This is a genomic window from Mesorhizobium sp. P2_E6, assembly GCF_056403835.1.
On record NZ_JBFUEQ010000002.1, the window covers coordinates 230,195 to 249,248 of the forward strand.

The 19,054-nt window shown below is 63.2% G+C and carries 17 protein-coding genes, 2 pseudogenes and 1 riboswitch; of the genes and pseudogenes, 6 read left to right on the top strand and 13 right to left on the bottom strand.

The features are described 5' to 3' along the window. Positions 1-178: 178 nt before the first annotated feature. Positions 179-871 (top strand): transglutaminase-like cysteine peptidase, encoded by a 693-nt coding sequence (locus AC1D08_RS05775; protein ID WP_457153668.1) that lies wholly within the window; start codon positions 179-181, stop codon positions 869-871. 82 nt (positions 872-953) lie between these two features. On the opposite strand, the gene AC1D08_RS05780 is transcribed toward AC1D08_RS05775, so the two are convergent. The 3 genes from AC1D08_RS05780 to AC1D08_RS05790 form a co-directional block, all read right to left on the bottom strand. Then, entirely contained in the window at positions 954-3,356 is a 2,403-nt protein-coding gene (locus AC1D08_RS05780; RefSeq protein ID WP_457153667.1) for a caspase family protein, read from the bottom strand. A gap of 186 nt (positions 3,357-3,542) precedes the next feature. Continuing rightward, entirely contained in the window at positions 3,543-4,784 is a 1,242-nt protein-coding gene (locus AC1D08_RS05785) for a class I SAM-dependent RNA methyltransferase (RefSeq protein WP_477422731.1), read from the bottom strand. After that, entirely contained in the window at positions 4,781-5,545 is a 765-nt protein-coding gene (locus AC1D08_RS05790; RefSeq protein WP_457153171.1) for a TlyA family RNA methyltransferase, read from the bottom strand. The genes AC1D08_RS05785 and AC1D08_RS05790 overlap by 4 nt, the downstream gene beginning before the upstream one ends. Positions 5,546-5,717: 172 nt before the next feature. On the opposite strand from AC1D08_RS05790, the gene AC1D08_RS05795 reads away from it, so the two are divergent. Next, on the top strand, positions 5,718-6,119 hold the full coding sequence (locus tag AC1D08_RS05795; protein WP_457153172.1) for a GFA family protein: 402 nt from the start codon (positions 5,718-5,720) through the stop codon (positions 6,117-6,119). A 29-nt stretch (positions 6,120-6,148) separates the two neighbouring features. On the opposite strand, the gene AC1D08_RS05800 is transcribed toward AC1D08_RS05795, so the two are convergent. The 6 genes and pseudogenes from AC1D08_RS05800 to AC1D08_RS05825 form a co-directional block, all read right to left on the bottom strand. Next, positions 6,149-6,442, bottom strand: a complete 294-nt coding sequence (locus tag AC1D08_RS05800) for a hypothetical protein (protein ID WP_457153173.1) — start codon at positions 6,440-6,442, stop codon at positions 6,149-6,151. Positions 6,443-6,590: 148 nt separating this feature from the next. Next, complete coding sequence (dxs, locus tag AC1D08_RS05805; protein WP_457153174.1) at positions 6,591-8,504, bottom strand: 1-deoxy-D-xylulose-5-phosphate synthase; 1,914 nt, start codon at positions 8,502-8,504, stop codon at positions 6,591-6,593. Positions 8,505-8,630: 126 nt separating this feature from the next. Next, positions 8,631-9,552: pseudogene (locus tag AC1D08_RS05810) on the bottom strand (pirin family protein). A gap of 37 nt (positions 9,553-9,589) precedes the next feature. After that, positions 9,590-9,856, bottom strand: coding sequence for a DUF2277 domain-containing protein (locus AC1D08_RS05815; RefSeq protein WP_095091923.1), 267 nt, complete (start codon positions 9,854-9,856; stop codon positions 9,590-9,592). A gap of 112 nt (positions 9,857-9,968) precedes the next feature. Beyond that, the gene (locus AC1D08_RS05820) at positions 9,969-10,220 is read right to left on the bottom strand and encodes an exodeoxyribonuclease VII small subunit (RefSeq protein ID WP_013532792.1); all 252 of its coding nucleotides are present in this window, start codon (positions 10,218-10,220) and stop codon (positions 9,969-9,971) included. Between the two features lie 3 nt (positions 10,221-10,223). After that, complete coding sequence (locus AC1D08_RS05825; RefSeq protein WP_457153175.1) at positions 10,224-11,150, bottom strand: histone deacetylase family protein; 927 nt, start codon at positions 11,148-11,150, stop codon at positions 10,224-10,226. Positions 11,151-11,271: 121 nt separating this feature from the next. Further along, a riboswitch (cobalamin riboswitch) is annotated at positions 11,272-11,451 on the top strand. A gap of 60 nt (positions 11,452-11,511) precedes the next feature. Between AC1D08_RS05825 and bluB the strand changes: the two are divergent. Next, positions 11,512-12,129 (top strand): annotated as a pseudogene (gene bluB, locus AC1D08_RS05830) (5,6-dimethylbenzimidazole synthase); the annotation flags it as partial. Positions 12,130-12,245: 116 nt separating this feature from the next. Here bluB and AC1D08_RS05835 read toward each other — a convergent pair. Beyond that, the gene (locus AC1D08_RS05835; protein WP_457151494.1) at positions 12,246-13,229 is read right to left on the bottom strand and encodes a hypothetical protein; all 984 of its coding nucleotides are present in this window, start codon (positions 13,227-13,229) and stop codon (positions 12,246-12,248) included. Positions 13,230-13,324: 95 nt separating this feature from the next. After that, on the bottom strand, positions 13,325-13,933 hold the full coding sequence (locus tag AC1D08_RS05840; protein WP_457151493.1) for a TetR/AcrR family transcriptional regulator: 609 nt from the start codon (positions 13,931-13,933) through the stop codon (positions 13,325-13,327). 121 nt (positions 13,934-14,054) lie between these two features. Between AC1D08_RS05840 and AC1D08_RS05845 the strand changes: the two genes are divergently transcribed. Next, positions 14,055-15,278 carry an MFS transporter gene (locus AC1D08_RS05845; protein WP_457151492.1) on the top strand — a complete coding sequence of 408 codons (1,224 nt, stop codon included), beginning with the start codon at positions 14,055-14,057 and terminating at the stop codon, positions 15,276-15,278. A gap of 54 nt (positions 15,279-15,332) precedes the next feature. On the opposite strand, the gene ribB is transcribed toward AC1D08_RS05845, so the two are convergent. After that, on the bottom strand, positions 15,333-16,433 hold the full coding sequence (gene ribB, locus AC1D08_RS05850; protein WP_095091919.1) for a 3,4-dihydroxy-2-butanone-4-phosphate synthase: 1,101 nt from the start codon (positions 16,431-16,433) through the stop codon (positions 15,333-15,335). A gap of 109 nt (positions 16,434-16,542) precedes the next feature. Continuing rightward, positions 16,543-17,652 (bottom strand): chorismate synthase, encoded by a 1,110-nt coding sequence (gene aroC, locus AC1D08_RS05855; RefSeq protein ID WP_457151491.1) that lies wholly within the window; start codon positions 17,650-17,652, stop codon positions 16,543-16,545. 272 nt (positions 17,653-17,924) lie between these two features. On the opposite strand from aroC, the gene AC1D08_RS05860 reads away from it, so the two are divergent. Together AC1D08_RS05860 and AC1D08_RS05865 are read left to right on the top strand one after the other, a co-directional pair. Then, on the top strand, positions 17,925-18,179 hold the full coding sequence (locus AC1D08_RS05860; protein WP_095091917.1) for a DUF1344 domain-containing protein: 255 nt from the start codon (positions 17,925-17,927) through the stop codon (positions 18,177-18,179). A 105-nt stretch (positions 18,180-18,284) separates the two neighbouring features. Continuing rightward, positions 18,285-19,007 carry a carbonic anhydrase gene (locus tag AC1D08_RS05865; protein WP_457151489.1) on the top strand — a complete coding sequence of 241 codons (723 nt, stop codon included), beginning with the start codon at positions 18,285-18,287 and terminating at the stop codon, positions 19,005-19,007. Positions 19,008-19,054: the final 47 nt, after the last annotated feature.

The following is a 19,054-nucleotide window of genomic DNA, read 5'->3' on the forward strand; positions in this document are numbered from 1 at the left end:
CAATGTTGCTCGACTCTGTGGAGGTCTGGGCCAAAGACGGCGCATTCCAGCCGAATCCATGTCGGCACCTTGAAGCGAACACAATCCACGTTAAGAAATTATTAAGTCTCTAACTGCCTGGGCTGCCTTTTGCGCACGAACGCAGCACCAGCTTCCTGGTTGCGGCGGTGTTTTGGCAATGCGGCATGTCCCCGGCGTTCTCACTTCCTCTTTCCTACTTGGCTTCGTTTCATTGATTGGTGCGACATCGCTGCAGGCCAGTCCGGCGGAAGCACAGTCGACATTGTTCAAGTCGCGATCGACGCAATCTTCCCTGCAAGGGCTGCGCTCTGCCACCGTCGGTGCAAGCACCAGCGTCCCCTACGGTTGGGTCGATTTCTGCCATCGCCGACCAAAAGAGTGCAAGGTGCCCGCTCTGCCTGCCGCGAATGTCAAGCTGACCGCGCAGAACCTGCGCATCCTCAAGCGGATAAATCAGAAGGCGAACAGCTTCATCAAACCGGTCAGCAATTTCGACCACTGGGGCACGATGGTGGACCATTGGGATTACCCCGTGGACGGCAAGGGCGACTGCAAGATCTACGCCCTCTACAAGCGCAAGCTTCTTCTGGAGGCGGGATTCCCCCGGCAGGCGCTGCTGATGACCGTGGTGCGCGACCTGGACAATGAAGGCCACACCATCCTGACGGTGAAAACCGATAAGGGCGATCTTGTCCTGGACAACCTGGTCGATGAGATCAGACCTTGGAATGCGACGGGCTATTACTTCCTCAAACGCCAGTCCCAGCAGAACCCAAACACATGGGTGTCGATCAACCAACGGGGCGGCACGTCGAAAACCCTTACGAATGTTTCCAAGCTGGTAGACTGAGCGGCCTGCCAGACCAGAGCGCTTCAGCTTTTTGAAAGTTCGGTGCCCGGCGACCGGCGGGCAATCCCTGCCTCACTCCTGCCTACTGCTTGCATGGAGGCTCGCCCGGGTGTCCGCAGGCAGGCTTCTTGTTGCCTCGCGGCGGCTGCTGATTGGGCTGTTGCGGCGGACGCCGCTCCTGGACCTGGGGCCTGGGCTGAGCATGGAACTCCGGCTTCTGCGGCTTGGAGAACACCCTCACGTTCGGCTTCTCCTGCAGCTTGAGTTGGCGCTGCGGATTCTCGTTCGGCTTGTTGACCTTGAAATTCCGCTGGACGTTGACTTGCGGGCCGGCGGAACCTCCACCGCCGTTCTGCGGCTTGCGGAACTTCTTGTTCCCGTTTCCCGGAGCCTGATCGCTCGGTCCGACAACGGCCTGGCCGGCGGACAGATCCTTGCGCGTCAACTTCTTCGGCTTGCCGCCACCCTGGTCGGAGAAGACAGCTGGATTGTTCTTCTTGATCCTCTCCTGCACGTTCGGGCGCTGCCCGGCCGGTGCACCGTTGACGGTCGGCAGCTTGTTGAGCTTGCCGTTCTTGCCCTGCCCATTGCCGGCTCCGTTCTGCTGGCCATTGCCCTGTCCGGTAACGGCAGCGCCGGCATTTCCCGTAGCTTGCTGGTTGCCGCCCGAGGTGCCTTGCTTGCCAAGCAGCTTCTTGGACTTGTTGTTTGGCAAATTCTTGTTGTTTGGCAGATTGTGGCCGTTGAGCACCGGCGGTTTGCCATTGACGAGTGGCAGCGTCTTGCCGTTCGCTCCCGGCAGGGTGTGATCAGTTGAGAGCGTCTTCGAGACCGGCTTTGCGCCGGAAGGCTGCCGGCCTTGCGTCATACCCTGGCCGAGTTTGCCCGGGGCGGAAGGGTTCTGGTTAGAGAGCACGGCCTTCTTATGCAGCAGCGGCGGCAGCGCCACCTTGGTCGCGAGCGCTGCGGCGCCCAGTCCAACAGCGGCGCCGGTCAGCTTCTGGCCGGTGGTGAGGCCGCCGCCCTGCCCTGCCTGATTGTTCTCGGTATTGATCGTCGTGTTGTTGATGACGGTCGTGTTGTGGATGTTGTTGAAGATGACGTTGTCGGGCGGCGGCGCAATGTCGTGCGGCGGGTTGACCCACACCGGCACCGGCACGAAGACCGGCACCGGCAGGACAAAGACATCGACTGCCGGCCGCGGCGGCGCCAACACGACAAAATCCGGCGGAGGCGGCGGCAGGAAGATCACCGCGACAGGCGGTGGTGGCTCAAAGTCGAAATCGGGATCGTCGAAATAGAGCACGGGCCGGTCGACATAGATGATCTCTTCCGGTGGCGGCGGCGGCACGTCGTAGTCATAGACGGCAAAATCCTCCGGCGGCTCCAGCGCTGCGTCGAAATGCTCCAGCCGGCGGCGGGCATCCCAGGCATGCGGGCCGTGCGGATAGCGATCGAGGTAGGACCAGTAGGCTTCCGGGGTGTCCCGGAGCCAGGTTTCGCGCCAAGTGATTGCTTCGCGCCGAGCAGCGATGATGGCACGCACGCGCTTGGCCATTGGATCGCGCGGGTAGGCGTCGACGAAATCCTCGTAACCGCTGAGCGTGTCGCGGTCGAGGGCCGCGACATAGGCATCGCGGGCGTCGAAGTCGTGGATCTCTCTGGTCCGGTTGGCTTGGGACTCAGCCTCCGAGACCCTGGGCGCGGGCGCGTCCGGAGCCCGGTCGAAGAAGACGAAGGGCGCCGTGATCTTTGAGGCGCTCCACGGAACCTCCGCGCCCTGGGTCACCTCGTTGACGCGCAGGCGCGTGCGATCGAAGACATCGTCAAGCGGCAGGCCGCCTTCGCGGATCATCTCCGCCAGCGCCTGGGCATAGGCACCGTATGGACCTTTGCCTTCAGGCGCGACCGTACCCGGGGCGGCATTGAACGCAACAAGCATGTTCGGATCGGGATCGACCAGTGCAAGACCTCCGGCCAGCGGCTGGTTCGTCTGCGGGAATGCATTCGGCCGCGCCGCATCGAGCACGACGATATTGACCTTCGTCGGCAGTCCAGCCAGCGACTTGGTGACATCGGAGAGCCGCATCCCCTGAAGCGGGACGTCGGTTGGATTGGCGATCTGGGCATCGACAGGCAAGAAGTAATTCTCGCCTTCGAACTGTACGCCCTGGCCGGCGAGATAGATGAAGACCACCGCGTCGGGACCGGCAGCAGAAACCTTGCCAAGGAAATCGCGTAGCGCGCCGCGCAGCGATTCCTGGTCGACGTCGCGGGCACCGACAACATCGAACCCTGCTGCCTGCAAGGTCTGGCCGATCAGCCCGGCATCATTGGCGGGCGTCGCCAGCGCACCAGACGGATAGGCCGCATTGCCGATGACGAAAGCGAGGCGTTTTTCGCTCTGCGCGAGGGCACCGGTCACCGAAGCGGCCACGAAAATGAAGAGGAGGAAGAAGCCTAGGAATTTCTGGAGCGTCCGCATTTCTGGCCACCAAATATGGAAACGGTGATGGAGCAGGATGGTTCCTTCCTCCAGTGATTTCCAAAATAGACGGGCGCAAAGAGGCGGCTTCGCGGCGCGATTTCGGCAAACCCGCCTGACGCCGAAACCTCAAGAAAATGTGATCATTTTCGGTTCGCGCGTGAACCGAAGGAAATGCGAACAGCGCTACCGCCTTCGTTTGGGCTTCTCCAGAAGCGCCACGGCCTCGACATGCGGCGACCACAGGAACTGGTCGATCGGCGTCACGCTTTTCAATGTATAGCCGCCGTCGAGCAGGATTCGCAGGTCGCGAGCCAGCGTGACCGGATTGCAGGATACGGCGGCGACAAACGGAACGTCCGAGCGTGCGATCTGCTTCGACTGGTCCTCGGCGCCGGCGCGTGGCGGATCGAACACCAGGCCGTCGAAGCCATTCAATTCCTTGAAGGTCAGCGGCCGGCGGAACAGGTCGCGGCGCTCGCCCGTCACCCGCTTCAGGCCGGTCGCGAAGCGCGAGCCCCGGTCGAGCGCCGAAAGGGCTGCCGCATCGCCTTCGACCGCATGGACCTCCGACTTCGCTGCCAGCCGCAAGGCAAAGCTGCCGCAACCGGCGAACAGATCGGCGACCTTCTTGGCGCGCTTCAGATGTCCGCCGACGATATCGGCCATGGTCTGTTCGGCGGCCTCGGTCGCTTGCAGGAAGGCGCCCGGCGGCACGGCGACAGCGACATTGCCGAACATGACCACAGGCTTCCTTGGCTCGATGATGATCTCGTCATCGATGGACAGCCTGGCAAATCCCTGAGCCAATACGAAGTTGGAGGCGATCCGACGCTGGTGTTCGCCCAGTTTGCCGGACTCGTAGACTGCGACGTCAAGGCCCGATCCGGTCACGGTGACCGCGAGCCGGAACGATTTGGTGGTGGCGCACACCAGTTCGGCGAGCGCCTTCAGCCGATCGAACGCGCTGACGATCTCGGGCAGCGAGATCGGGCATCCCGATATCGAGATGATTTCCGGCGACAGATGGCGATTGAAGCCGAGCAGCATGCCTGTGTCGGTGCGCCGCGCGGCGAGCACGACGCGGCGGCGCGTGTGCGGCGCGCAGGCGACCAGTTCGCCGATGTCGCAATCGATGCCCTTGCCCTTCAGCGCGTGCACCACCTTTTCGCGCTTCCATTGGCGATAGGCTGCGGCTTCGAAATGCTGGAGCGCGCAACCGCCGCATTCGGTGAAATGGCGGCAGGCGGGATCGATGCGCAGCGGCGAAGCCTCTAGCACCGCCATCAGCGTGGCACGGTCTTTTTCACGCGCGGCGGTGACGACCTCGCCGGGTAGTGTGAAGGGAATGAACAGATCGCCGCTCTCGGTCTCGGCGATGCCGTCGCCCTGGGCGCCAAGTTTCCTGATGCTGAACCGCGCGCTCATCTATCCTTGATCCCACCGAGCAGGAATTCGCGATTACCGTCGCCGCCTTCGATGGGCGACAAATGCAGGCCCAGCGAACGCCAGCCTGGAACAGCGTCCAGCCAATCCTGCAGCAGGCCGGCGACACGGGCGGCGTCGTAGGGATCCTTCAACAGGCCGCCCTTGCCGATCGCTTCGCGGCCGGCCTCGAATTGCGGCTTGACCAGAAACATGGCACAGGCACCAGCCTTCGCAAGGCCAAGCGCCGGCGGCAGCGCCAGTTTCAACGAAATGAAGCTGACATCGGAGACGACGAAATCCGGGATGCGGCCGGCCAGATCATCGACTGTGAGATCGCGCGCGTTCAGGCCTTCGATGACAGTTACACGCGGATCGCCGCCGATATCGGCATGCATCTGGCCGTGCCCGACATCGATGGCGGTGACGTGGGCCGCGCCGCGCTCGAGCAGGACCTGGGTGAAGCCGCCGGTCGAGGCGCCGATGTCGAGCGCTTCACGGCCGGCTGGATCGAGTCCGAAATGGTCGAGCCCGCCGATCAGTTTCAGCGCAGCACGCGACACATAGCCTTGCGCCGGATCATCGATGGCGATCAGGCATTGCGGCGAAACGTTCTGGCCGGGCTTTCGGGCTATGACGCCGTCCACCATCACCGTGCCACGCTCGACCGCGTCGCGGGCGCGCGAACGGCTGGCAAAAAGGCCCCGCTGGACGAGCAGGTCGTCGAGCCGCTGGCGGGGGCTGGCTGGCAAAGGCGAGTTCATCGGCCTTCATGGCGAAAGCCGGTCGCGAAGGCAAGGATATTGGGGCCGGACAAGGAACATCGTTGGAAAGCATGCGAACGCTTCAAGCCGCTGCGGCGCTTGCGAGCATCGCATCGGCCCGGCACAATGCTAAGCAGGAGTGCCGTTACTGTCCGAACGCGAGGAAGGACAAATGCTGAGGGGAACCTGCCACTGCGGTGCGACCCACTGGACCCTGGAGGGCGATCCCGGGCCGATCACGGCGTGCAGTTGCACGCTTTGCCGCCGCTATGGCGCGCTCTGGGCTTACGATTATGTCGACGAACGCATCCGCGTCGCGGGGCCGATGAAAAGCTACACGCGCGCCGGAAAGGATGCGCCCTCGCTTGAGATCCTGTTCTGTCCCACTTGCGCTTGCGTGCTCGCCTGGCGTGGCTTGCGCTCCAGCGCCACCGGCCAAACTCGAATCGCCGTCAATGTAAGGCTTGCGCCGCCGGAGGCCGTCGCCGACTTGCCAATCGACCATTTCGATGGGCTCGACACTTACGACGACCTGCCGCGCGATGGCCGCTGCGTGCGCGACATGTGGTTCTAAAGGGCGCCGCGCTTGGACGGCGGCATGCTCTAGAAAATGGTTCGCGAAACCCGGCGATCGACGGCTGGAGACAAACCGTCATCCCGATTTCCCGAAGCCTGCTCGCCCGGATGCTCGGTCGCAGGCGCAGGCGCCGGCACAGGGTCCGGCAGGACCACCAGCTGCGGCACCTGCTTGTAGGAAAATCCGCCGCGAATATCGCCCATCTTGCCGGCGATGATGCCCATGGCCGCCTTTTCGAGACTGCGATCATAGCGCGTTTCGGCGGCGGCCGGCGCGACGATGACCGCTGAAAGCGCCACGCCGCACAGAAGCGTTCTCATTGTTTTTGTCTCCCTGCCTGGTCACGATCTAGCAGGGCGCCGTTGAAAAACGGCCAAGAGACACGGTAAGCAAAGCGCCAAACGGCAGCGTTAACAATGCGTTAAAGCATCAAGCCGGCAAACTGATTCAAGCCCTTGAGATATTGATTCAGGCGCGCTGGGCGCGGGCTGTATGGCCAAGCGCGACGAACACCGTGCGCACGATGCCGGCGGCATCAAGCCCGGCATCGGCATACATCTTTTCCGGCTTGGCGTGGTCGGTGAACGCGTCGGGCAGCACCAGCGGGCGTACCTTCAGGCCACTTTCAAGCAAGCCCTCATGGGCGAGGAACTGCAACACATGGCTGGCGAAGCCGCCGACGGCGCCCTCTTCCACCGTCACCAGAACCTCGTGCGAGCGGGCCAGCCGGCGGATCAGATCCTCATCGAGCGGCTTGGCGAAACGGGCATCGGCGACCGTGGTGGAAAGCCCGGCCGCGCCAAGCTCCTCGGCGGCGATCAGGCAATCCTGCAGCCGCGTGCCGAAGGACAGGAGTGCGACCTTGGTGCCTTCCCTGACGATACGGCCCTTGCCGATTTCGAGCACCGCGCCGCGCTCCGGCATGTCGACGCCGACGCCGTTGCCACGCGGATAGCGGAAGGCGATCGGGCCGTCATCATAGCTTGCCGCGGTGCGCACCATGTGGCGCAGTTCCGCCTCGTCTGCTGCTGCCATCACCACGAAACCGGGCAAGGTTGCCAGGAAGGTGGTGTCAAAGGCGCCGCAATGGGTGGCGCCATCGGCGCCGACGAAGCCGGCGCGGTCGATGGGAAAGCGCACCGGTAGTTTCTGGATCGCGACGTCGTGGACGACCTGGTCGTAGGCGCGCTGCAGGAAGGTCGAATAGATCGCGGCGAACGGTTTGTAGCCTTCGGTGGCGAGGCCGGCGGCGAAGGTCACCGCGTGCTGTTCGGCGATGCCGACATCGAAGATCCGCGACGGAAACGCTTCGCCGAACAGATCGAGGCCGGTACCACTCGGCATGGCGGCGGTGACGGCGACGATGCGGTCATCCTCGCGACCCTCCTGGACCAGGCTTTCGGCGAACACCTTGGTGTAGGCCGGCGCATTAGCCGGCGCCTTGGCCTGCGCACCGGTGATGACATCGAATTTGTTGACACCGTGATATTTGTCAGCGGCGGCTTCGGCCGGCGCGTAGCCCTTGCCCTTCTGGGTGACGACATGGATCAGCACCGGGCCTTCGCCATTGTCGCGGACATTCTTCAGGACCGGGATCAGATGCTCGAGATTGTGACCGTCGATCGGGCCGATGTGATAGAAGCCCAGTTCCTCGAACAGCGTGCCGCCGGTGACGTAGCCGCGTGCATGCTCGACCGCCCGGGTGATCGCACGGTCGGCGCGCTTGCCGAGATAAGAGGTCAGTTTCTTGCCGAAGTCGCGCAGGCCGACATAGGTCTTGCCAGAGGCCAGACGTGCCAGATAGGCGCTCATGGCACCGGTCGGCGGCGCAATCGACATGTCGTTGTCGTTGAGGATGACGATGAGCCGGGCATCGAGCGCGCCGGCATTGTTCATCGCCTCGTAGGCCATGCCGGCCGACATGGCACCATCGCCGATAACGGCGATGACATTGTTGCGGCCGCCGGAGAGATCGCGGGCGGCGGCCATGCCAAGGCCGGCCGATATCGATGTCGAGGAGTGAGCGGCGCCGAAGGGATCGTATTCGCTCTCGGCGCGGCGGGTGAAGCCCGACAGCCCGCCCTCCTGACGCAAGGTGCGGATACGGTCACGGCGGCCGGTCAGGATCTTGTGCGGGTAGGCCTGGTGGCCGACATCCCAGATCAGCCGGTCATCCGGGGTGTTGAAGACATAGTGCAGCGCGACCGTCAGTTCGACCACGCCAAGGCCGGCGCCAAGATGGCCGCCTGTGTGTGACACGGCGTCGATCAGTTCGGCACGAAGCTCGGATGCCAGTTGCGGCAATTCGCTCTCGGCAAGCGTGCGCAGGTCGGCCGGGATGCGGACCTTGTCGAGAAGGGGCGTATGCGGCGTTGAATTCACGGGTAGGCCTGCTCAGGCTTTCTGTTCATGGGCGGGATAGGCCGGCCGCCGGCGAAAGTAAATGCGTGTCTGTGACGCGGATCAGGCTTTAGGTCCCAAAACCCGGCCACTTTTGGGCGACATGCATCAGCTTTCCGGCAACGGGATGAATTCTTCCTCATCTCCGGGAACGATATCGAAGCGGCCGGTCTTCCATTCCTGCTTGGCCTGCTCGATGCGCTCCTTGGAGGACGAGACGAAATTCCACCAAATGTAACGCTTCGAGCCGAGCGAGGCGCCGCCGAACAGCATGAAATGGGCGCCGCCTTCCGACGATACGACGATCTCGTCGCCTGGCCGGAACACCAGCAGTCGCTCGGCTGGAAAAACATCGCCTGAAATCGAAAACGTCGCCTTCGAGCGTGTAGATGGCGCGCTCTTCCGCATCGGCCGGGATTTTCACGCTGGCGCCCGGCGCCATCCTAAGGTCGGCATAAAGCGTCTCGGAGTGAGCCCTCACCGGCGACCGCAGTCCCTGGAAGTCGCCGATGACGACGCGACCGCTGACGCCTTCGGCATCGATCTCGGGGAGCCGCAAGGCAGCGGTGTTCTCGAAAACCGGAGCCACTTCCTCCTTGCCGTCCGGCAGTGCCAGCCATGTCTGCAGGCCGGAGACCGACATCGGCGCGCCACGCAATTCCTCCGGCGTGCGCTCGGAATGGACGATGCCGCGGCCAGCGGTCATCAAATTCACGTCGCCGGGCTGGATGACCATTTCGGTGCCGAGTGAATCGCGATGCCTGATCTTGCCGTCGAACAGATAGGTCACCGTCGACAGCCCGATATGCGGATGCGGACGGACATCGAGCGCCTGGCCCGCGCGCAGGATCGCCGGGCCCATGCGGTCGAAGAAGATGAAAGGCCCGACGAGCCGCCTTTTGGCGGTCGGCAATGCGCGGCGTACCTGGAAACCGCCAATGTCCTTGGCGTTCGGAATGACCATCAGCTCGATCTGGTCGCTGGCAAAGGCGTCGCCGACTTCAGGGTCTTTCCCGGGGAAGAAGCTCATGGACTCTCCTTGTCAGCGGCCGTCGCTGGTTGTCGGATCAGGCAAAACGGATCGCCGATTTTGCCCGCGCCTTGGCGGCCACCTCTTCGCGATTGCGAGGATGCTGATGGGTTTCGAGGGAATCGAGAAGCTCACGCGCCGATGCCGCGATGGCTTCGACCGCATGATCGAAGGCGTGCTGGTTCTGCTTCGAAGGTCGCGTCGTTCCGCTCAATTTGCGGACAAACTGAAGTGCGGCGTCGCGCACCTCGTCATTGGTTGCCGGCGGATCAAAATTGAACAGGGTCTTGATGTTTCTGCACATCGTTTCCGAACCTCCTCTTGTCCTGAAGCCGTTTCAATCGGGACGGCTACTATCCTCGACCATGATCATGTCCAAAAGCCGGTGAGGCAAGACCATCGTTCGGGAGCATGACTCAGTCGGCGTCGAGCGGCTCCGTTCCAACCGGCTTGCCGTCGCGCGACAGCCTGATCTTCTCGACCTTGTCCTCGGCGGCCTTCAGCAGCCGGTCGCAATGCGCCTTCAGCGCCTCGCCGCGCTCATAGATCCTGATCGACTGGTCGAGCGGCACGTCGCCACGCTCCAGATCATCGACGATCTTTTCCAGCGCATCGAGTGCCTGCTCGAAGCTCATCGCCTTGACGTCTTCGTTGGTCTCACCAGCCATCATTCATCCTTTCATCAGTCGCCCGACATGGGCGGCGACCGAAAATGCCAGTCCCTGCAGATCGTAGCCACCCTCTAGCAGGCTGACGAGCCGGTTGCCGCTGTGGCGCGTGGCGCGCTGCATAAGCTGGCCGGTCGCCCAGTCGAAATCATCCTCTGTCAGGTTGATTTCGGCCAGCGGATCGCGATGGTGCGCGTCGAACCCCGCCGAAATGATGATCAGGTCGGGCGCGAAATTGTCGAGCGCCGGCAGGATACGCGACAGCAAGGCATCACGAAAAACCTCGCTGCCGGTCTGCGGCGCCAGCGGCGCGTTGACGATGTTGCCGGCGCCGGTTTCGCTCTTCGCCCCGGTGCCGGGATAAAGCGGCATCTGGTGCGTCGAGCAATAGAGCACCGACGGATCGTCCCAGAAAATGTCCTGCGTGCCGTTGCCGTGATGCACGTCCCAGTCGACGACCGCAACGCGCTCGACGCCATGTTTCTTCTGCGCGTAGCGCGCGGCGATCGCCGCCGTGTTGAAGAGGCAGAAGCCCATGGCCGTGGTTTTTTCGGCATGGTGGCCGGGCGGCCGTGCGGCGACGAAGACATTGTCGGCGCGGCCGGCAAAGACATCGTCTACGGCGGCGTTGGCGGCGCCGATCGCGGTTATGGCCGCTTGCCAGCTCTTCGGGCTGACTGACGTGTCGGCGTCGATGCGGGCGATGCCCTCGTCGGGAATGGCGGCGCGGACGCGGGCGACGAAATCGGCGGGATGCGCGTAGAGAATGGTGGCCTCGTCGCCTTCAGGCGCCTTGATGCGATCGAGCCCGACAAAAGCCTCATCGTCGAGCACCCGTTCGATGGCGCGCAACCGGTCCGGCCGCTCGGGGTGACCGGGCGGCGTGATGTGTTCAAGGAAGATCGGATGGGTATAGAGACGAGTGGCCATCTCCCCTATCTAGTGCCCCGACGTCGCGATGGCCATGCGTTGTGGCCTGATGGCTGGGGAAAATCACACATGCGTCCATCGGTGTCGCTGCAGGCATTGGCGTCGTCAGCGCTTCGGCGTAAGGTCGCTGCCACTGCCTGGTGCCCGCCGCAAGCGGGAGAATCGGGAACACGGTTGAACTCCGTGGCGTGCCCAACGCTGTAAGGGGGACCGCGCCGGTAAATGCCACTGTCGATAACGGGAAGGCACCGGACGCGGGTTGATCCCGAGCCAGAAGACCGGCCTGGCAGGCATCGTCATCCGCATGGTCAGGCGGATGAAATGGATTGCAATCGCAAGGGGACACGCGATGCCGGAACACATGACCGCCTCTGTTGGCGACGGATTTGACCAGAATGCGCGCGATGCGGTCTATCGCGCCATGTTCACGCGGCGCGACGTGCGTAGCCATTTCCTGCCAACCGCGCTCGACGATGAGGTGCTGGCGCGGCTGCTGCTTGCAGCTCACCATGCGCCCTCGGTCGGCTTCATGCAGCCTTGGAATTTCATCGTTATTCGCGATGCCGAGCGACGGGAAAAAGTGCGTGACCTGTTCCTGGCGGCGCGTGAACAGGAACTGCCGGCCATCGCGGAAGAGCGACAGGCGCTTTACCGCAAGCTCAAGCTGGAAGGCATCTGCGAAAGCGCGCTCAACATCTGCATCACCTGCGACCGGCAGCGCTCGAAGGGTTCGCCACTGGGGCGCTGGCACAATCCGGAGATGGACCTCTACAGCACGGTCTGCGCGGTGCAGAATTTCTGGCTGGCGGCGCGCGCCGAGGGTGTCGGAGTCGGCTGGGTCAGCATCATCGAGGCGCAGGCATTGAAAAGCCTGCTGTCAATTCCCGAGCATGTGACGCCGGTCGCCTATCTCTGCGTCGGCCGTGTTTCTGAGTTCGCGCCAAAGCCGGACCTCGAAGCACATGGCTGGGGCCGCCGCTTGCCACTGCCGGAACTGATCATGAGCGAGACCTTTTGCGGGCAAGGTGAAGCGTCGCTCAAATCGACCGTGGCGCGCCTCAACGGCTTCGATGCCGCGCCGGCGACCACTGCCGATCAGCGCGTCGCGCCGGCCGTGCCCCAGCGCGAACCGCCGAAGGAGGCCAGCGCCTTGTCCTTGAGTTCCCTGAACTTCGACGACGCCTCGGCCAGCCGGGCGTCCCAGGCGGGATCGGGCACCTGGCCCTCGATGGTCCTGAAATAGACCTGCATCAGGCAGGCGATGGCGAAGGGTTCGATGAACGCCGCCTTGAAGGCCCAGGCGAAGACGATGGCGAGCACGAAAGCCCAGCCGGCAAGCTGCCCGGGCATGAGGAAAAGAATGGCGCCGGCAGGCGCCAGCATCAGCAGGAAGATGACAAACGAGACGCCCCACATGATGACCGCCAGCCAAACGGCGTTCTTGATCATGATCTTGCCGTTCTGGGCATAGAGCACGACGCCTTGCCGCGCAGTCTCGAACGGCGAGGTTGAATTGATGCGGATGTTGTAGCCGAGGATGATCTCGTCGACATAGGTCAGCGACAGGCGGATCACCGTGTTGACGAAGCTGACCAGGCCGCCCAGGCCCGGGATCGGCAGGAAAGCGGCGATGCCGCCGAGCAGCCCGGTGATGGCGCGAATGGCGCCCTTGACCAGCTGGTCGACGACGAAAAGGATGTTGGCCTCGGCAAAACGCTGGGTCACGATGTCCTTGGCATAGGCAATCTGGTCCTGGCCGTCGGGAATGTCGCGGCCGTCGACCAGATGGACCATGACGGCGATATGGCCGGCCTTGACGACATAAAGGATGTATTCGCGGATCCAGTAGACGGCGATCAAGACGATGCCGAAGCCGACCACACCGCCCCACAGGGCAAAGGACAACGGCCCGTCGGGATCGGTGGAGATATGGCCAATGCCGTAGCCAACGGAGGCGCCCGTGCCGGTCGCCACGATATAGGCCAGCGTGATGCCGAAATAGACGATCATGCGGAAGACGATGAAGGGCCAGGTCCGCATCATGATGGACACCGACCTGCCGATATCGAAATCCCACATGCCCCGAATCTCCGCTCAGAGATGGCGCGAGAGGATGCGCTGAAACCGGCTGTTGTCAATCGTGGGAGTGGCGCGCCAGACCAGCAATGGGGATTTCAGGCCGGCTGCGAATCCTGCTTCTTGAGCAAGCCTTCGAGCAACTGCTTGAAGGCCGCCACCACCTTCTTCGACGTCGCTTCGGGGTCGCTCGAATTGGCGATCCGCTGCGCTGCCTGGCTGCTCGCCCCGTTGATCAGCCGCGAGGCGGTCTCGGGGTCGAGGCTGGGAACGACCACGCCCTCCTCCTGCAGCCTGGTCAGATGATCGGTCATTGAACCGACACATGCATTGGCATTTGGCCATTGTGCAGGATCCCCCAGCACGGCCGGGCCATCCCGGAACATTATGCGCTGGATTTCCGGCTCCAACGCCATCTCGATATAGGTCGTGCATTCGTCGACGAAATGCTGCCAGCGGGTCGGTGCTCTCGACGCCACTTCGTTCACGCGCGCCGCCATCTCGCCGTCGATTTCGGCGATGACCGCCTGCAGCAAGCCCTTCTTGTCGCCGAAGTGATGATAGAGTGCGCCGCGCGTCAGCCCGGCCGATGCGGTGAAATCATCCATCGACGACTGGGCATAGCCGATCGTGCCGAAAGCGTGGCGGGCGGCCGCGATCAGCTTGGCGCGCGTCTCGGCGATCATCTCCTTGCGAGGTTTGTGCATGGCTTCTGGACCTACTAACATACGCTTCGTATGCCAATTGACATACGCGGCGTATGATCTATCTAACAATCATACGCATCGTATGTAATTGTCGAATCCGTCTTTGTCGAGGAACCGGACCATGCAAAATCCCTATTCGGAGATCTTTCGCGCCCCTGGCGCCAAGGGCTTTGCAGCAGCGGGCTTCATGGCGCGGCTGCCGATCGCGATGGCGCCAATCGGCATCGTGGCGATGCTGTCGCAGACGCGTGGCGAATACTGGCTGGCCGGCGCGGTCTCCGCGACATTCGCGCTGGCCAACGCTTTCGTGGCGCCGCAAATATCAAGGCTTGTCGATCGCCTTGGCCAGACGCGGATCGTCGTGCCCACCACGATCATCTCGGTGCTCGCTTTCGCCGTCCTGATTGCTGCGGCCAACCAGGACTGGCCGGTATGGATGCTGTTCGTGTCGGCGCTACTGGCGGCGGCGATGCCCAGCATCCCGGCAATGGTGCGCGCTCGCTGGACCGAGATTTTTCGCGGACGGCCAGAGATGAACACCGCATTCGCCTTCGAGTCGGCGGCGGACGAGCTGGTCTACATTGCCGGCGCATCGCTGTCGGTCGGCCTGAGTGCCGCCCTGTTCCCGGAAGCAGGGATGCTGGCCAGCACGCTGTTTCTCGCCTTCGGCTCGACGGCGTTCATCCTGCAGCGTTCGACCGAGCCACAAGTGCGGCCGGTGGAACACGGCTCGCGCGGCTCGGCAATCCGACTGCGGCCGGTACAGATCATCACCTTTGCCCTGATCTTTATCGGCGCGACCTTCGCGACGACGGAAGTGAGCACCGTGGCGATCACCAAGGAACTTGGCCAGCCTGGCGCCGCAAGCCTCGTCATCGGTGTCTACGCGCTGGGATCGTTCGTGCTCGGCATCATCGTCGGCGCGCTCAACCTGAAAGCACCGCTGCAACGCCAGCTTGCCGTCGCAATCGCCATCATCGCGCTCAGCACCTTGCTGCCGCTCACCGCCGGCACGGTGCCGCTGCTGGCGTTGACCGTGTTCGTCAGCGGCGTGGCGATCTCGCCGACCTTCATCACGGCGTTCGGTCTGATCGAACGGCATGTGCCGGAGGCGATGCTGACCGAGGGCATCACCTGGGTGACCACCGGGATCGGCATCGGCATGGCGCTGGGCTCGTTCGCGGCCGGCTCGGTGGTGGATGCGTTCGGCGCCCAGAACGGATTCTGGGTGTCGGTTGCGGCCGGCACGATCGCACTGGTCACCGTGTTGCTTGGTCAGCGCAGCCTGGCCACGCCTGAATGCCACCTGGATGGCTGCGAAGCAGCCGTCGTTCCCGCCGGATGATCCCCGAAGCGCCCGGTTTCGAACGGACCGGGCTCTATCCCCAGCGGTTGCCCTTCAGAGAATCTCGGTCTTGGCGATATGGATGCCAAAGCCTTCGAGACCGACATAGTGCCGCTCGCGCGAAGCGATCAGATTGATCGAGGAAATGCCGAGATCCTTGAGGATCTGCGCACCGAGGCCGATTTCGCGCCATTCATTCTCACGGCGGCGCGCCTCTTCGTGATCCTCGCGGTCGCCGCTCGCCGGCCGCTTGCGCTCCTGGTGGGCAACGCCGACCGAGCCCTCGCGCAGGTAGACGATGACGCCACGCCTGCGCTCGCCCATCGCCTTCATGATGCCGTCGAGCCGGTGGCTGGTGCCGAACACGTCGGTCACCACATCCTCGGAATGCAGGCGCACCGGCACCTCCTCGCCGTCGCGGATGTCGCCGAAGACAATGGCGACGTGATGCATGGGGTCCCAGGGCAGCGTGTAGGTGAAGACCTGCGCCTTGCCGCCGAGCGTGTCGATTTCCGAGCAAGCCACGCGTTCGACCAGCGTTTCCTTGCGTTGCCGGTAGGCAATGAGGTCGGCGACCGAAACCTGTTTGAGACCATGCTCCTCGGCAAAGGCCGAGACCTGCGGGCCACGCTTGACGGTGCCGTCGTCATTGACCAGTTCCGAAATGACGCCGACCGGTGCCAGACCGGCGAGCTTGCATAGATCGACCGCGGCTTCGGTATGACCCGAGCGCATCAGCACGCCGCCTTCGCGCGCGATCAGCGGGAAAATGTGGCCGGGGCGGACGAAATCCGAGCCGCCGACATTGCCGTTGGCGAGATTGCGCACGGTGAGCGTGCGGTCCTCGGCCGAAATGCCTGTTGTCGTGCCGTGCTTGAAATCGACGCTGACGGTGAAGGCCGTGGTGTGAGCGGAATCATTGTCGGCCACCATCGGCGCCAGGTTGAGCCGCTTGGCCTCCTCGCGCGGCATCGGCGTGCAGACGATGCCGGAGGTGTGACGGATGATGAACGCCATCTTCTCCGGCGTGCAATGGACGGCGGCGACGATCAGGTCACCCTCGTTCTCGCGTCCATCATCGTCCATGACAACGACGATCTCGCCGCGCTCGAAAGCGCGCAGGGCTTCGACGATTTTCTTCTGGTCGTAAGGCATAGGCGCTCGTTTCACTCGCAGGGAAATAAGGGAGTAGGGCAGTACGGGAGTAGGGAAAAGGAAAAAATGGCTGTCTCGGGTGGGTAGCGTAACATATTCCCCTACTGCCCTACTCCCCAACTCCCTTACCTGTCTGTCCCCGATGACGCAGATAATGATCGGCAATGGCGCAGGCAACCATCGCCTCGCCGATCGGCACGGCGCGTATGCCGACACAGGGATCGTGACGCCCCTTGGTCATGATCTCGACGTCGTTGCCGTCCCTGTCGATCGACTTTCGCGGCGTCAGGATCGACGAGGTCGGCTTGACGGCGAAACGGGCGATGATCGCCTGGCCGGTCGAGATGCCGCCGAGGATACCGCCGGCATTGTTGGACAAGAACACCGGCTTGCCGTCATTGCCCATGCGCATCTCGTCGGCATTCTGCTCGCCGGTGATCCGGGCGGCCTCGAAACCGTTGCCGATCTCGACGCCCTTGACAGCGTTGATCGACATCAGTCCGGAGGCAATGTCCTGGTCGAGCTTGGCGTAGATCGGCGCGCCGAGGCCGGCGGGAACGCCGTCGGCAACGATCTCGATCACCGCGCCGACCGAGGACCCCGCCTTGCGGATGCCATCGAGGTACTGGATAAAGACGGGAACGGACGCCGGATCGGGAGTGAAGAACGGATTTTCCGCGTCACCGATGAAGTTCCAGTTCCAGTTCGCGCGGTCGATGGACTTTTCGCCCATCGACACCAGCGCGCCGCGCACCACCATGCCAGGCACCACCTTGCGGGCGAGTGCGCCGGCCGCGACGCGTGCCGCCGTCTCGCGGGCCGAGGAGCGGCCGCCACCGCGATAATCGCGCAAGCCGTATTTGACGTCATAGGTGTAGTCGGCATGGCCCGGCCGGTATTGGCGGGCGATCTCGCCATAGTCCTTCGAGCGCTGGTCGACATTCTCGATCAGCATCGAGACCGGCGTGCCGGTGGTGATCATCGTCTCGCCGTCCTCGTCGAAGATGAAGCCCGACAGCACTTTGACTTCATCGGGTTCGCGGCGCTGGGTGACGAAGCGTGACTGGCCCGGCCGGCGCTTGTCGAGCTCGGCCTGGATGTCTCGCAGAGTGAAGCGGATGCCGGGCGGACAGCCGTCGACCACACAGCCGAGTGCGGCGCCGTGGCTTTCGCCCCAGGTGGTGACGCGGAAAAGGTGGCCGAACGTGTTGTGAGACATGAAATGACCCTGCCCGGCATCGGAGCCAGCTTAGCACATGACCCGAAAAACGAAGCCGTTCTCGCAAGGGATCATGCGCAAATCAAAAAGTGCCACAGCGTCCTTCGCGCTCCAGGAGGACGCTCGGCGCCGTGGCCTGCCTTCTATTGGCGTTTTTCACAGTGGTCAAACTGTGATCTGGCGGATTTAGTTTTGACACATTCGGTTGGTTTCTGCTCTCTTCCATTCGCCTGCCGCCGCCCATGCCGGTGCAATGATAACGAGGAACGATTATGCGTACCCTGATTGGCGCCGTAGCCGCTACGCTGCTGCTTTCCACCGCCGCTTTCGCCGGCCAGACCGAAGGCCTGATCAAGAAGATCGACAAGGACACGGCGACGCTGACGCTGGATGACGGCAAGTCCTACAAGCTGAATGCCGAGACAGACCTCGACTCGCTGAAGCCGGGCATGGATGTCGTCATCGCTTACGATGAGACCAATGGCGAAAACATCGTCACCGACATGCAATTGCCCGACACCGAATAAGCGCCTTCCGGCCCCGCACGGCGCGCTTGCCAACGCCGTCCGTTGGTAGCAATCTCTGCGCGCAGATCCAGCCATCAAGTGGAAGATGCGAGCGGAGACCGAACAATGTGCAGCGACTGCGAAGGCGAAGGGGTCGACCGGAGGGATTTCCTCAAGGTCGGCGCGGCGGGGCTCGTTGCGATCGGTCTTGGTGGAGCTTCGTGGTCCGCGCGTGCGGCAGAGAGTGCTACACCGGCATCGTCCCCTGATGCAGCGCTCGCCGCGCTGAAATCCGGCAACGAGCGCTATGTCAGCCACCCGGAACTGTGCTCGATCGACCTTGCCGCGCAGCGGAAGGCTGTCGCCGGGCATCAGGCGCCTTGGGCTACCATCATCAGTTGCGCCGACAGTCGCGTTCCGCCCGAGTTGATCTTCGGCGGCCAAGGCGTTGGAGAGCTATTCGTCGCCCGGAATGCCGGCAACCTCGCCGACACTGCGACGCTCGGCACGGTCGAATACGGCGCGGCGGTGCTCGGCTCGCCATTGATTGTTGTCCTCGCGCACACAAGCTGCGGTGCCGTCAAGGCGGCTTGCGACGTGGTCACCAAGAACGCGACCTATCCGGGCGCGATCGGCCCGATGATCGAACCGATCCTGCCTGCGGCGATCGCGGCGCGGAGCGAGGCAGGCGATTTCGTCGACAACACCGCCAAGGAGAGCGCGCGCAGGACTGTGCGGCGCCTGGCTGCTTCAAGCAAGCTCCTGGCCGATCTCACCGGGGCCGGGAAGCTGAAGATCGTCGCGGCAATCTATGATCTTGAAACGGGTGTGGTGACCTTCATCGAATGACACGTTCATCGGAACGACCGGGTCAAGAGTTGGGAGCCTTCCAAACC